Below are 13069 nucleotides of genomic sequence, written 5' to 3'. Positions count from 1 at the left end.
CGGGCGTTCGGGAGATCCGGCGGATCCGGCGGCCCGCGAACGTCCGGGGCGTGAGATGAGACGGGACGGCCGCGCGGCCGTCCCACGACCGACGAGCAGTGGGGGAGAAGTGCCGATCGTCCAGAACGCGAGAAACGGCGGGGACGGTGAGAACCGGAGCGGCGAGACCTCGGAGAGCGGAGCCGGCGAGGTCGGGGACGGCGGGGTGGCCGGGGGTGCCGTGCTGACGGACGAGAGACCGGTGCCGGGTCCCGCCGCCGACGGGGATCTCGCCATCGTCACCAGCGGGCTGACCAAGCGCTTCGGAAGCGGTCAGGTGGCCGTGGACGCCCTCGACCTGGCCGTACCCGGCGGGTCGGTGTTCGGCTTCCTCGGCCCCAACGGCTCGGGAAAGACCACCACGATTCGTATGCTGCTCGGTCTGGTGGCCCCGACGGCGGGGGAGTGGCGGTTGCTCGGCGCGCCGATGCCCTCGGCGGCGGGCGGCGTGCTGCCGAGGGTGGGCGCCCTCGTCGAGGGGCCGGCCTTCTACCCCTACCTGTCGGGCGAGGCCAACCTGCGCCGCTACGACGCCGCCGATCCCTCCGCGGATCCGCGCACGGTCTCGGCCAGGATCGGGTACGCGCTGGAACGGGTGGGCCTCGCCGCCGCGGCGGGCAAGCGCTACCGCGCCTACTCGCTCGGCATGCGCCAGCGGCTGGCCATCGCCGCCGCGCTGCTCGGCCCGAGGGAGTTGCTCGTCCTCGACGAGCCGACCAACGGCCTGGACCCGCAGGGCACCCGCGAGGTGCGTGGCCTGGTCAAGGAGATCGCCGCCGAGGGGACGACGGTGTTCGTCTCCTCCCACCTGCTGGCCGAGGTGGAGCAGATGTGCTCCCACATCGCCGTCATGCGAACCGGGCGGCTCGTCGCCCAGGGATCCATCGCCGATCTGCGCGCGCGGGAGACGGTGAGGATCCGGGTGGAGACCCCCGACACCGTCGAGGCGGCGGCCGTGCTGGCGGGGCTCGGCCTGGCGGAGATCCGCCTCGGTGACGGTGAGGTCGGCGCCGCGCTGGGGAGCGGCGCGGCGGAGCGGGTGTGCGCCGCCCTGGTCGCCGACGGCGTCGCCGTCCGCGGCCTCGCCGTCCAGCGACCGAGCCTTGAGGACATGTTCGTGGGCCTGACCGGGGAGGGATTCGATGTCGACGGTTAGCGGTGCCCCTCCGCTCGCGCGGGCGGTGGGCGCCCCTCGGGCGTGGCTGCGGCTGCTCGGCTCGGAGATCGGCCTGATCTTCCGGCGGCCGAGGAACATCGCGATGCTCGCCGTGCTCGCCGTGATCCCGGCGCTGATCGGGGCGGCGCTGCGGATGTTCAGCGGGTCCATGGGGGGAGAGGGAGGCGCCGGCGGCGGGTCGGCGATCTTCGAACAGGTCGCGGGGAACGGGCTCTTCCTCACCTTCGCCGCGTTCTCCGTCCTGGTGCAGCTGTTGCTGCCGGTCACCGTCGCGGTCGTCGCCGGTGACTCGATCGCGGGGGAGGCGGGCATCGGCACGCTGCGCTACCTGCTCGCGGCCCCGGCCGGCCGGACCCGCCTGCTGGCCGTCAAGTACGCCGGCGCGGTCGTCTTCTGCCTGGCCGCCGTCGCCGCGGTGGCGCTGTCCGCGCTGCTCGTCGGCCTGTTGCTGTTCCCCGCGGGGCCGATCACGCTGTTGTCGGGAGGGACGATCCCCTTCCTCGACGGCGTGCTGCGAATCGGTGTCGTGGCGCTGTACGTCACCGCGGGCATGGCCGCGCTGGCCGCCGTCGCGCTGGCGCTGTCGACCTTCACCGAGGTGTCCGTCGGCGCCATCGCCTCGACCGTGGTCGTCGTCATCGTGTCCCAGCTGCTGGGGGTCATCCCGCAGCTGTCGGCGATCCAGCCCTACCTGCTCACCCACTGGTGGAGCGGCTTCGACGGTGTCCTGCGAGATCCGGTGGCCACCGGTGAGATGGGGCAGGGGCTGCTGGTCTTCGCCGCCTACGTCGCCGTCTTCGGCTCCGTCGCCTGGGCGCGCTTCACCGGCAAGGACATCACCGCCTGATCCGCCTGATCCGCCTGATCCGCCTGATCTCGGACGGCGCCGTCGCCGCCTCCGTGCCGGGGCCCGCGCCGGTCTCCGGGAAAGGTGCGGGCGGACGCGGAACGGTCCCGGGAAGTTCCTGGTGGTTTCAAGGGGGCGTCGCGACTCCTCGGATCGAGGAGTCGCGACGACCTCGTGAACCCAAGCCTTCCCGGGGCCGTTCCGCGCGCGACCAGAAGACGATCACAAGGCGATCGAAGGATGTTCAGGAGGCGCGCCCGCGGCGCAGGCCGAGGGCGCCGACCACGAGCCCGGCGATCCCGAGTACGAGCCCGGCCCCGCCGAGCAGGCGGGCGGTGCCGTCCGAGCTCTCGGCGGAGGCGGCGGGAGCCACGGAGGGTGCCGACGCGGGGGCCGCGGCCGAGGGGGTGGCGGAGGCGGCGGCGCCGTGGCCGTCTCCCTCGGCGGAGGCCGGGGTGAGCTTCAGCGTCGGGGCCGGGCGCTCGGGCTCGGAGCCGTCGGCCTTGGGCTCGTCCGCCCACTTCACGACCTCGCCGCCGCTGTAGGTCTGGGTGGTGGGGAAGACGAGCTGGTCGGTGTCGGTGGGCAGGGCTCCCATGGACACCTCGAACTCCTGGAACTGGCCGGGATCGATCTTCCCGCCCGACCAGGTGACCTTCGTGACCGCCTCGGTGAGCTCGCCGTACTCGGTGGTGACCGGTTTGGGGAGCTTGCCCTCGACCACCTTGACCTCCCAGCCGGGCACCGGCTTGACCGAGACGAACGCCAGCGGGTGGTCGGTGGGGAAGGTCACCTCGAGCTTGGTCGTCGAGGCGTCGTCACGCTCGTTCGGGACCCGGAAGGCGACCTTGGTGAAACCGCCCTGCTGGGCGCTATTGGGATTGATGGTGACGTGCGCGAGGGCGGGAAGGGCGAGGCCGAGGGTGAGCGCGGTGACACCGGCGGTGACGGCGGCGAGTCGACGGCAGGCATGCGTGAGCGACATGGAGGTTCTCCACTTCGAAAATTCGGGGGTTGGGGTTTTCCTTGGTCGAGTCAGGCGGCGGGAAGTGGAGGACCGCGCCGGCTGACGAAGTGACGGAGGACGGCACGCGGGAGAACGGGCGTGACCGAGGCGTACGCGGGACGTGGCGGAGCGGCGACGGCCGCCGGGGGCCGCAGCAGCGGGAACATGGCGCCGAGACGCCGGCCGGCCGAACGGAGCAGCGCCCACAGGGCACTCTCGCCGCGGGCCAGCCACCAGCCGGTGACGAGGGTCGCGGTGAGGTGCGCGACAAGCATGCCGAGGCTCTCGCCCAACCCTCTGACGTGCGGATGCGGAAGCGAGATCCCCGTGGCGTCACCGAGGGCGAACACCTCGTGCAGCGACAGCTGCAGGGTGGCGAGCCCGGCACCGATCGCCACCGCCGACCGCTCCCGTCCCGCGAGCAGCGTGGCCATCGCGGTGACCGACGCGCCCGCCGCGGTCACCGCCCACGGCCCCGGCACCGAACCGCCCGCGGCCACGTGGCCGAGGACGGCGAGTGCCAGGCAGACGGCCGAGAAGGCGGCCGCGCGCAGGAGGCGTAATGGGAGGCGAGCGCGCATGGTGACCCACATATTCTCACGTTCCGGGGCGTCTGCCGTTTTAAGGTTTTTGTCGCTATGGTTGCCGCGACCGTGAGAGCTCCTTCGAGCCGAGGTGATGGCGATGCGGCACGTCGCTGGGGTGTTGGTCGGACTGGTCGTGTCGGCCGTTCTCCTCTTCGGTGCGGGCTGGGCCGTGCAGGAGGCGGGGGCGAGCCTGGCGGCTGTTCCCTCGGCGGAGAGCGGTTCGAGGACCTGGATCGCCCTCGGGGTGATGGCCGGGATCGGTCTCCTGGTCGGACTGGTGGTCGCCGGTCGTGTCTCCCCGATGGCGGCCTTCGTCCCGTCGATCGTCCTGCTCGCCTGGACCGTGGTCTACGCCCTGGACGTCAGGCGTGCCATGGGCCTGGTCCCGGACGATCCGACCTTCCACGAGGTGCTCCTGCAGGCCGGTCGCGGCATGGGCCTGTTGCTGACCAGCGGCGTCTACGCACTCCTCGGCATCCTGCTTTTCCTGCCGGTGCTGATGCCCTCCCGCTGGGCACCGCGGTTCCGGGACGACGAGGAGTACGAGGAGGACTACGAAGAAGTCCGATGAGCGTGACCCTCTGTCACCGCCGGTGGTGCCCGGCCGGGCTGACCGGGTTCTCCGCGCAGCGGCCCTCCGCGCCGTCGTTCTTCTCGGAGGTGCTCTCCTCGTCTGGGCTCTTCTCGCCGGTGGCGTTCCCGGCGGGCGGTGGTGCCTTCGAGGTGTCGTCGAACGTGGCCTGCGAACCGTTCCCGCTCGGCTGCGCGTCCGACAGCGGTAGCCGCAGGACGAACCTCGCTCCTCGTGGCGAGTCCTCGATCAGCAGGGTTCCCCGATGGGCGTGGGCGATGTCGCGGGAGATGGCGAGGCCGAGCCCGCTGCCGCCGGAGTCGCGCAGACGCCCGTCGTCCAGGCGGGTGAAGCGTTCGAAGACGCGCTCGCGATCGGCGGGCGCGATGCCGGCGCCGTCGTCGACCACGGCCACGACGGCCTTGCCGTCCTCGGAGCCGACGAAGACCTCGACGCGACTGTCGGCGTGCCGCCGCGCGTTGCTCAGCAGGTTGCCCACCACCCGGATCAGCTGGATCCGGGAGCCGCGGACCCACACCCCGTCGGACGCCTGGACTCGTATCGGCATCCCGGTGCCCTGGGTCGCCTCCTCCTTCACGAGGGCGCCGAGATCGATCGGCTCCCGCGGCGCGGGGGCGGCGGCGCGCAGCCTGGCCAGCTGCAGCAGGTCGTTCACGATCGCCTCCAGCCGGCCGCTGGTCGTGAGCGCGCTCCGGATGGTGTCGCGAGGATCGGTGTCGTCGGGATAGAGCAGCGCCTCCTCCAGTTGCACGCGCAGCCCGGTGATCGGGGTCCTGAGCTCGTGGGAGGCGGTGGAGGCGAAACGGCGCTGTTGTTCCACGGCCTCCTCCAGCCGAGCCAGGGTCTGGTTGGCGGTGCGGGCGAGCAGCGCGATCTCGTCCTCGCCCGGCGGGACGGGCACCCGCAGGCTCAGGTCGCTCACCGTGATCTCGGACATCCGCCCGCGTATCGCCGCGACCGGCCGTAGCGTCCGGCCCACGACACACCAGGTCATCCAGGACGCCAGGGCGAGGAGAACGAGGAGACCCGCGCTGATGAAGTACTCCAGGTGGTTCTTGTACAGGATCGCCGGCTCCCTGAGGCCCGCGTAGACGACGGGTGAGTCGGCCGCGGCGGAGACCCGGAAGGCCACGACCATGAGGGAGCCCTCGGTCAGCTGCTGGAACCGGTCGTCGGACGGAGGGCGGAAGGAGCTCATCGGCGCCATGCCCATCGCTCCCGTGCTGGAGTTGACGACCACGCCGTTGGCGTTCACCACCTGGACGAGATCGACCGGAGCCGAGCCGGGGATCGGATCGGGAAGGGTGCCGAGCCTCGCCATAGCGCTCCACTGGCTCGCGACCTGCTCGGCGTTGCCGAAGGCGTCGTCCTGGAGCCGGTAGCGGATCGCCATGTCGATGCTCGCTCCCACCACGGCGAGGATGACGAGGAGCACCATCGTCGTGACGATCGTGTATCGCGCCTGGATCGAGCGCAGTCGCGGCCCCTTCATGTCCTTCATGACGACTCCGGCGCGGAGAGGCCGCCTGATGGCGGGAGGCCCGCTTGTTCAAGGGCGATGAGTTCACGCCGGGCGCACAGGAACCCACCTAGGAACTTGTCGCTGTCCATAGCATTACGGTATGTCAGAATCTATTTGACAAGGTGACAGCATTACTCCATGAAAGCTTTCCCCGCCTTGACGAATCTCCTGCTCAAGGCCACTTTTGGTAGATCATCCATGATGATCGGCTTGCCTGTGGCGGCGATCACCCGACCTTTTTCAGTCGTGTTTTACCTACATCTTCCCGATGGCGTTCGCGGCTATGTGTAGGGGGTTTCGGTGGCGTAGAGAGAAGGATGGCGCTTCCCGAAGGCCGGGTTTATGTATGGGAGAGATCATTCGGGTCAAGGTGGCTTCAAGTGCGCACCGAGGTAGTGTCCGCGGTTCGCGACGATCGCCCAAAATGTGATAAACATCACTTTCGCTGTGGTCGGGATTCGTGGTGGGCGTCGCGGCCCCCTGAAAGCCGGTGCCGGCCTTTCCCGGGCTCAAGAGGATCAGCCGGAGTAGAGGCGGGCGACCACCTCCTCCATGGACCCCCCTTCGGGGGCGGTGGCGCGCAGGTCGTCGAGGGTGCCGTCGAAGGCCAGGCTGCCGTGGTCGATCAGCATCACGCGGCGGCAGAGCTTCTCGATGTCGCCCATGTCGTGGGTGGTCAGCAGGACGGTGGTGCCCCGGTCGGCGTTGAGGCGCCGGAGGAAGTCGCGCATGGCGGCCTTGCTGACCACGTCCAGGCCGATCGTGGGCTCGTCGAGCACCAGCACGGCGGGGTCGTGCAGGAGGGCCGCGGTGATGTCGCCGCGCATGCGCTGGCCGAGGCTGAGCTGGCGGACCGGGGTGGTCATGAAGTCGGCGAGGCCGAGGAGTTCGGTCAGCTCGGCCAGTCGCCTGCGGAAATCCGGTTGATCTACTTTGTAAAGGTACCGGATCAGTTCAAAACTGTCCCGCAGCGGCAGGTCCCACCACAGGGTCGTCCGCTGGCCGAACACCACTCCGATTCTGCGCGCCAGTGCCGTACGGCGGCGGGTCGGATCGAGCCCGGCCACCCGGATGCTGCCCGAGGTCGGGGCCAGGATGCCGGTGAGCATCTTGATGGTGGTGGACTTGCCCGCGCCGTTGGGGCCGAGGTAGCCGACGAACTCCCCGGGCTCCACGGTGAACGACAGATCCCGTACGGCGTGCAGTGTCTTCCTGGTCCTGCGGCGGCCCACGGTGAACGAGCGGCCGACCCGGTCAACTTCGATCATGTGTCAACTTCCCGTCGAACGGTAGCGGCGGATGCCCGCACGCCAGGCGAGGGCGGCAACGGTGGTCAGGGCGACGGCCGCCAGGGGCGAGGCGAAACGGAGCCAGTACGGCAGGCCGAGGGGATCGTCGCGGTCGAGTACGAAAAGGGCGGGCTGCCAGTTCACGAACGCCAGCGGCACGACGAAGGTGACTCCTTTGACGAGTTCGGAGCCGTAGATGCTCAGGGGGTACTGGGTGAGGGTGCCGCCTCCGTAGGTGAAGGCGTTGGCCACCTCGGGGGCGTCGGTGAGCAGGAACTGCATGGCCCCGCCGAGCGTGAAGATCGCGGCGAAGATGACGAGCCCGCACACGACCATCAGTGGGATCATCCAGGTCCTGCTCCAGGAGAGGCCGAGCTGGGGCAGGGCGATGGCGAGCACGACGGCGGCCTGGGTCACCCTGCCGAAGCGGTGTACCCCGAAGCGGTCGACGGCCATCTGCGTGAACGCGCTCGCCGGGCGGATCAGCATGGTGTCGAAGTCGCCGCTCCTGATGTGCTGGCTGAGCCGGTCGACGTTGCCGAAGAGCATGTCGGCCAGGGCGAAGGACAGGCCGGCGGTGCCGTACAGGAACATCACCTCGGCCGGTTCGAAGCCGCCGAGCGACTCGGTGTGCTCGAAGATCACCCAGATCGCCGCCACGTCCAGCGCGTTGACCGCGAACGAGCCCAGCATCATCATGATCAACGATCCCGGGTACTGTGCCGAGGCTCTCAGCCAGGTCCAGGCCAGCATGAGGTACGTCCTCACCATCGGGTGCCTCCCGTGGCCGTCTTCCCGTGGCGTCGCCCGCTCTTTTCGGCCGTCTCCCGCGCGGCGGGCCCGTTGTCACCGTCGCCCCCGGGGTCCCTGGAGTCTCCGGTGTTCCCGCCGCCTTCGTCACCCACCCTGGATCACGACCTTCCTGCGGGCCGCGTTCGTGGCCAGGGCGCCCAGGGCCAGCAGCGCCACCGCCCAGGCGGCCTGGAACCCCAGGGCCTCCAGGACGTCGCGCTTGCCGAGGTAGATGTCGGCGGGGACCTGGACCATGGCCGACCAGGGGAGCGCCTCGGCCAGGGTGCCGAGCCAGCCGGGGAAGAGGTTGAGGGGCAGGACCATGCCGCTGAAGAAGAGGGTCATCACGAGCGACATCGTCTGCACGCCCCGGTCGTCGATGACCCAGCAAGAGGACAGTGCGACCAGGTAGCGCAGGGTGAAGCTGACGATCACCGCGAGGACGAGGCCGGCCGCGAAGGACAGCCAGGTCAGCGGGTCGACCGGCACGACGAAGCCGAACAGCGCGGCGCCGACGGCCGTGGGCGGCAGGCTTCGTACGAGGAGGAGGTAGGCGGCCCGGCCGAGGTCGTCGGCGAGGCTCCACATCTGCAGGGACGCGGGGCGGAGCAGGTCGAGGGCGACGTCCCCGCTTCGCACGCGCTCGGAAAGCTCCAGGCCGCCGCCGAACACCTGCATGGGGCCGATGAAGGCCTGGCTGAGGAAGCAGAAGGTGACGGCGTCGGCGAGGTCGTATCCGGCGAGGCCGGGACGGGCCTGCCAGAGGGCGATCAGGACATAGGCGCGGAGGATGCCGAAGATGGTGTTGGTGAAGGCTCCGGCGACGGCGGCGGCGCGGTAGGTGGAGTGGCGGCGGAAGCCGTATCCGGCGATGCGCGCGTAGAGCAGGAAGGCTGCCTCCCGAAGGTGTCAGGACAACCCTCCTATCCTCTTTGGGGGCTCCGGGGAGGGGCAACGGGTTTTCGGCGGCGCCCCCAGGTGGAACGCGGCGGGAGGCCGGTCGCCGGGACGGCCTGAGCAGGAGTTCGAGGATGGTTACTTTCGGTGCTCAGGTGTGTCTTTAGAGTGACTTGTACCTGCGTGATACATAGTTGTAATCTTCTCGATATGTTCAATCGCCGATAGAAGCCCATTCTGGGGGGAATGTCCTTTTTTGGAGGTCCCCCATGCACGATGAGATCGATATGGACGTCAGTCCGGCCTATCCCTTCAGCTGGCAGGCCGCAGCCCTTAACGTGATCATGCGTGGCACCTTCAAGCCCATCTCCGACCTGCTGCTGAGGAACGACGTCGGCTTCGCCGCGGCCTCCCGCATCGTCGCGCTGGCGGGCAGGGTGCCGTTCCGCCTGCCCGTCCACGTCACCGTCACCCCCGACGAGGCGGGACCGTGCCCGGGTGAGTGGGTACGCGCCGGGGAGGAACTCGACGAGGACAAGGTCCTGCTCTACTTCCACGGCGGAGGCTACTTCGCCTGCTCCCCGGTGACCCACCGGCCGATCACCTGGCGCCTGGCGGCCGCGACCCGGCGCCCGGTACTGGCGGTCGACTACCGCCAGGGGCCCGTCCACCGGCCGGCCGAGGCCCTTGAGGACGCGATCGCCGCCTACCAGTGTCTCCTGGAGAACGGGTACGACCCCGCCGACGTCGTCTTCGGCGGGGATTCCGCCGGAGGTCACCTCACCCTCGCCACGCTCCTGGCGCTCCGAGACCGGGAGATGCCGCTGCCGTCCGCCGCCGTGTGCCTCTCCCCGTGGGCGGATCTCACCGGCGCGCCCCGCAGGGTCAACCGGCTGCTCGACCCGATGATCCCGGCCGGTCGCGTCGACTGGCTCGCCCGCCGCTGGACCGCGGGCCTCGACCCCCACGACCCCCTGCTCTCCCCGGTCCTCGGCGACTACACCGGCCTGCCCCCGCTGATGGTCGTCACCGGCTCCACCGAGGTCCTGCGCGACGAGGGCCGCCGCGTGGCCGAGCGGGCCCGCACCGCGGGGGTGCCGGTCACGTACGAGGAGTGGCCCCGCATGCCGCACGTCTTCCCCATCCTCGCCGACGTCGTCCCCGAGGCCCGCGAGGTGTATCCGCACATCGCCCGCTTCCTCGCCGCGGCCCAGGACCTCCCGCCCGTCCATGACGGCTCGAAGCGGAGGCGCGCGATGCCGGACCTCACCGCGTCGGACCTGACCGCTTCGGATCTCTCCGTGCCGGACCTTCTCCCGTCGGGGCTTTCCGTTCCCGACCTTTCCGTGCCGGATCTCACTCCCGAGGACACCGCTCCGGCGCTCCGCAAGCGAGCAGTGCCTCCGGGGCGTCCCGGACGTCCCGGACGCCCCGGATCCGCCGCCGCCTGAGACGCGGCGCCCGCGACAGGCCGCGGGCCTTCCGCGCTGGTCACACCGTTCCACCACGTCCCAAGGGCATCCCGCACACCACGGATTTCTTACCCTGAGGGATCATTCGCCTTACCTCTCATACCCCTTCTGGCCGGTCGGGGGCGAAGGACGCTCGAATCCCGCCACAGTGTGCTTGCCGGTAGCCCGCGCACGAGAGGCTCAACGAGGATGGCACGTGGGGGAGCAGGTCCTGGAAACGGCATGCCGACCGGTGTGCGTCCGCTGACCGTCGGAGACCCGATCGGCATCGGCCGCTACCTTCTGCTCGGCCGCCTCGGGGTGGGTGGGATGGGCATCGTCTATCTGGCCGAGCATCCGCAGGGCGGGGTGGTGGCGCTCAAGACGCCGCATCCGGTGCATCTCAACGATGCCACGCTCCGCGCCCGTTTCGCGGAAGAAGTGCGATTCTCCCGAAGAGTGGTGCCTTTCTGTACCGCCGCGGTGATCGAGGACGGCATCGACGGGAACCGTCCCTACCTGGTGTCGGAGTACGTTCCCGGCCCCGCGCTCTCCCAGGTGGTCTCCGCGTACGGCCCCCTCACCCCCGATCTGGCGTACGGTGTCGCCCTGGGGGTGGCCGCCGCGCTGGTGGCGGTGCACGAGGCGGGGCTGGTCCACCGCGACCTCAAGCCCGGCAACGTGCTGCTGTCGGACACCGGTCCCCGGGTGATCGACTTCGGTATCGCGAGGGACGTCGACGTGCTCGCCGCGCACACGCAGGCCGGGCAGGTCATGGGCAGCCCAGGCTGGGTCGCCCCCGAACGGCTCACCGGAGGGCTCGCGATGCCCGCCTCCGACGTCTTCGCCTGGGGCTGCCTGATCGCCTACGCCGCCGGCGGCCACCACCCCTTCGGCGCGGGGGAGGCGGACACGCTGACCCGGCGCATCCTGGTCGAGCCGCCGAGGGTGGCCTCGGTTCCCGCCCTGCTGCGCCCGGCCGTCGAGGCGTCCCTGGCCAAGAACCCCGCGGAACGACCCGGTGCGGCCGACCTGCTCGGAGCGCTGCTCGCCGCGGGCGGCGTGGGCGATCCCTGGGACCTGCGCGAGGCGGTCGCGGAGGTGCTGGCGGAGATCTGGACACCGATGCCCCGCACCCCGGGAGCCGGGAGGGTGCGGCTTGAGGCCCCGCCATCGTTTGAGGCCCCGCCATCACCGCAGTCGCCGTCGTCGCGTCTGTCGCACGCGTTCGCCCGGTCCTCCCCGCCCGTCCGTACGCATGACGAGCCCTCGATCCCGGTGGAGATCTCCGGCAAGAGGGCCCGCAGGGCCGCGCGCAAGGGTGCGCACCTGTCGCAGGCCGGCTTCGCGGCGCTCGCCACGGTCTCCATGGCGGCGGTCACCGTGGCCGCGGCGACCGGTGGCGGCGGTTCCGGTTCGGACGGCGGCTTCGATGTCCCCGAGTCGGTGCCGCTGGTTCTCCCCGCCGAGGGCACTCCCACGGCCTCCATCTTCCACGCCGCCACCCGTCCGCCCCCCGGCACGCCGCGGGACCGGACGCCGACCACCCCCTCCACTGTGGAGATCACCACCACCAGGACCGTCTCACCGCCCACCACGAGCTACGACGGCGGCGACGGACGGCGGGAACCGGCGCCAGAACGCCCGCGCGGCCCCGGTGGCTCCGGCGACTCGCCCGACGACGGCGACGACCCGCGCGACTGCGCGGACACGACCGCCAGGGGCAAGGGCAGGGTGAGGGACTGCCCGACGGCCTCGGACGATCCCAGGCCCTCGGGCGGCACCAAGCCCTCCTTCACCCAGATCCCGCAGACGGGCGACGGTGAGAGCCCGACCCCCACCGTCCCCGCCCCCTCGGGGACGACCATCACCCCGCACCCCACCCCGGGCCCGTCCATACAGATGGGCTGAGACCCGCTTCGCGGGCGACGGACGGGAAGGTATCGACGCATCGGTTAAAGTGAGCGCCGCGAATCGACGCGGAGGGGGATACCGATGGGCGGGCCTGTGTCCGGTGCGGTGGAGTTGAGCGGCGTCGGGGTCCGGGTGGTCGGCCGTACCCTGCTGGAAGGCATCGACTGGCGGGTCGGATACGGAGAGCACTGGGTGGTGCTCGGCCCCAACGGGGCGGGAAAGACCACGCTGCTCTCGTTGGCCGCCGCCGTGCGCCACCCCACCGAGGGGGCCGTCACCGTGCTCGGCCAGCGGCTGGGCCGGGTCGACCTTCGCGAGCTGCGCCGCCACATCGGTCTCGTCGCGGCCAGCCAGCGGCTCGTCGACGAGGAACTGCTGGAGGAGGAGGGGGCCACCGCCCACACCGTCGTGCTGACCGGCCACACCGGGACCAGTGCCCCGCTCTGGGACCGCTACGGCCCCGCCGAGCACGAGCGCGCCCATCACCTGCTCGCCGACCTGGGCTGCAAGGATCTCGCGGACCGGCCTTTCCGTGTCTGTTCCCAGGGGGAGCGCGCCCGCGTCCGCGTCGCCAGGGCGCTGATGTCCGAGCCGGTGATCCTGCTGCTCGACGAGCCGTTCGCCGGGCTGGACCTGCCCGCCCGCGAGGATCTGATCACCGCGGTGGAGGATCTGGCGGAGGTCCGCCCGGCGCTGACCACGGTCACCGTCACCCACCACCTGGAGGAGGTCCCGGCCACCACGACCCACGCCCTGCTGATGCGCGACGCCCGCGTCCAGGTGGGCGGTCCGGTGGCGAAGATCCTGACCGCGGAGAACCTTTCCGAGTGCTTCGGGCGTCCGCTGCGCGTCGACCACTTCGACGGTCGCTGGGCCGCCCGCGCGGTCCGCGGCGGGTACCGCGCGGGGTGATCTGCGGAAAAGCGGTGTTATGTGGGTGATCTTCCCGCTACGGT

Annotated in this window: 13 protein-coding genes; 7 read left to right on the top strand and 6 right to left on the bottom strand. The window is 70.8% G+C overall.

Annotated features, from left to right (window positions below; genetic code table 11):
* Window positions 1–109 precede the first annotated feature (109 nt).
* Together AB0B90_RS26965 and AB0B90_RS26960 are read left to right on the top strand one after the other, a co-directional pair.
* Window positions 110–1195 carry an ABC transporter ATP-binding protein gene (locus AB0B90_RS26965; RefSeq protein ID WP_350949198.1) on the top strand — a complete coding sequence of 362 codons (1086 nt, stop codon included), beginning with the start codon at window positions 110–112 and terminating at the stop codon, window positions 1193–1195.
* The gene (locus tag AB0B90_RS26960; protein WP_350949197.1) at window positions 1182–2063 is read left to right on the top strand and encodes an ABC transporter permease; all 882 of its coding nucleotides are present in this window, start codon (window positions 1182–1184) and stop codon (window positions 2061–2063) included. Before AB0B90_RS26965 ends, AB0B90_RS26960 begins: the two co-directional genes overlap by 14 nt.
* A gap of 244 nt (window positions 2064–2307) precedes the next feature.
* Here the strand turns inward: AB0B90_RS26960 and AB0B90_RS26955 are convergent, their stop codons facing one another.
* Window positions 2308–3048 carry a YcnI family protein gene (locus AB0B90_RS26955; protein ID WP_362925425.1) on the bottom strand — a complete coding sequence of 247 codons (741 nt, stop codon included), beginning with the start codon at window positions 3046–3048 and terminating at the stop codon, window positions 2308–2310.
* A 50-nt stretch (window positions 3049–3098) separates the two neighbouring features.
* Window positions 3099–3650, bottom strand: coding sequence for an MFS transporter (locus tag AB0B90_RS26950; RefSeq protein ID WP_350949111.1), 552 nt, complete (start codon window positions 3648–3650; stop codon window positions 3099–3101).
* A 103-nt stretch (window positions 3651–3753) separates the two neighbouring features.
* Here AB0B90_RS26950 and AB0B90_RS26945 point away from each other — a divergent pair, with 103 nt between their 5' ends.
* Window positions 3754–4227 carry a hypothetical protein gene (locus AB0B90_RS26945; protein WP_350949110.1) on the top strand — a complete coding sequence of 158 codons (474 nt, stop codon included), beginning with the start codon at window positions 3754–3756 and terminating at the stop codon, window positions 4225–4227.
* A gap of 13 nt (window positions 4228–4240) precedes the next feature.
* Here the strand turns inward: AB0B90_RS26945 and AB0B90_RS26940 are convergent, their stop codons facing one another.
* Window positions 4241–5749, bottom strand: a complete 1509-nt coding sequence (locus AB0B90_RS26940) for a HAMP domain-containing sensor histidine kinase (protein ID WP_362925423.1) — start codon at window positions 5747–5749, stop codon at window positions 4241–4243.
* Between the two features lie 159 nt (window positions 5750–5908).
* Between AB0B90_RS26940 and AB0B90_RS26935 the strand changes: the two genes are divergently transcribed.
* A complete protein-coding gene (locus AB0B90_RS26935) occupies window positions 5909–6061 on the top strand; it encodes a hypothetical protein (RefSeq protein ID WP_350949108.1) in 153 nt (50 codons plus the stop codon).
* A 227-nt stretch (window positions 6062–6288) separates the two neighbouring features.
* On the opposite strand, the gene AB0B90_RS26930 is transcribed toward AB0B90_RS26935, so the two are convergent.
* The 3 genes from AB0B90_RS26930 to AB0B90_RS26920 all read right to left on the bottom strand — a co-directional run bounded on the left by AB0B90_RS26930 (window position 6289) and on the right by AB0B90_RS26920 (window position 8622).
* A complete protein-coding gene (locus tag AB0B90_RS26930; protein ID WP_350949107.1) occupies window positions 6289–7038 on the bottom strand; it encodes an ATP-binding cassette domain-containing protein in 750 nt (249 codons plus the stop codon).
* A 3-nt stretch (window positions 7039–7041) separates the two neighbouring features.
* Window positions 7042–7830 (bottom strand): ABC-2 family transporter protein, encoded by a 789-nt coding sequence (locus tag AB0B90_RS26925; RefSeq protein ID WP_362925420.1) that lies wholly within the window; start codon window positions 7828–7830, stop codon window positions 7042–7044.
* 126 nt (window positions 7831–7956) lie between these two features.
* Entirely contained in the window at window positions 7957–8622 is a 666-nt protein-coding gene (locus tag AB0B90_RS26920; RefSeq protein ID WP_350949115.1) for an ABC-2 family transporter protein, read from the bottom strand.
* Window positions 8623–9017: 395 nt separating this feature from the next.
* On the opposite strand from AB0B90_RS26920, the gene AB0B90_RS26915 reads away from it, so the two are divergent.
* From AB0B90_RS26915 to AB0B90_RS26905, 3 genes are all read left to right on the top strand, one after another.
* A complete protein-coding gene (locus AB0B90_RS26915; protein WP_362925418.1) occupies window positions 9018–10199 on the top strand; it encodes an alpha/beta hydrolase in 1182 nt (393 codons plus the stop codon).
* A 243-nt stretch (window positions 10200–10442) separates the two neighbouring features.
* Entirely contained in the window at window positions 10443–12110 is a 1668-nt protein-coding gene (locus AB0B90_RS26910) for a serine/threonine-protein kinase (protein WP_362925416.1), read from the top strand.
* An 84-nt stretch (window positions 12111–12194) separates the two neighbouring features.
* On the top strand, window positions 12195–13025 hold the full coding sequence (locus AB0B90_RS26905) for an ATP-binding cassette domain-containing protein (protein WP_362925414.1): 831 nt from the start codon (window positions 12195–12197) through the stop codon (window positions 13023–13025).
* Window positions 13026–13069: the final 44 nt, after the last annotated feature.

The sequence above is a fragment of the Streptosporangium sp. NPDC049078 genome (assembly GCF_040648855.1).
GTDB lineage: Bacteria > Actinomycetota > Actinomycetes > Streptosporangiales > Streptosporangiaceae > Streptosporangium.
The sequence above is the reverse complement of the archived record's forward strand: the minus strand, read 5'-3'. Positions and strand labels throughout refer to the sequence as shown.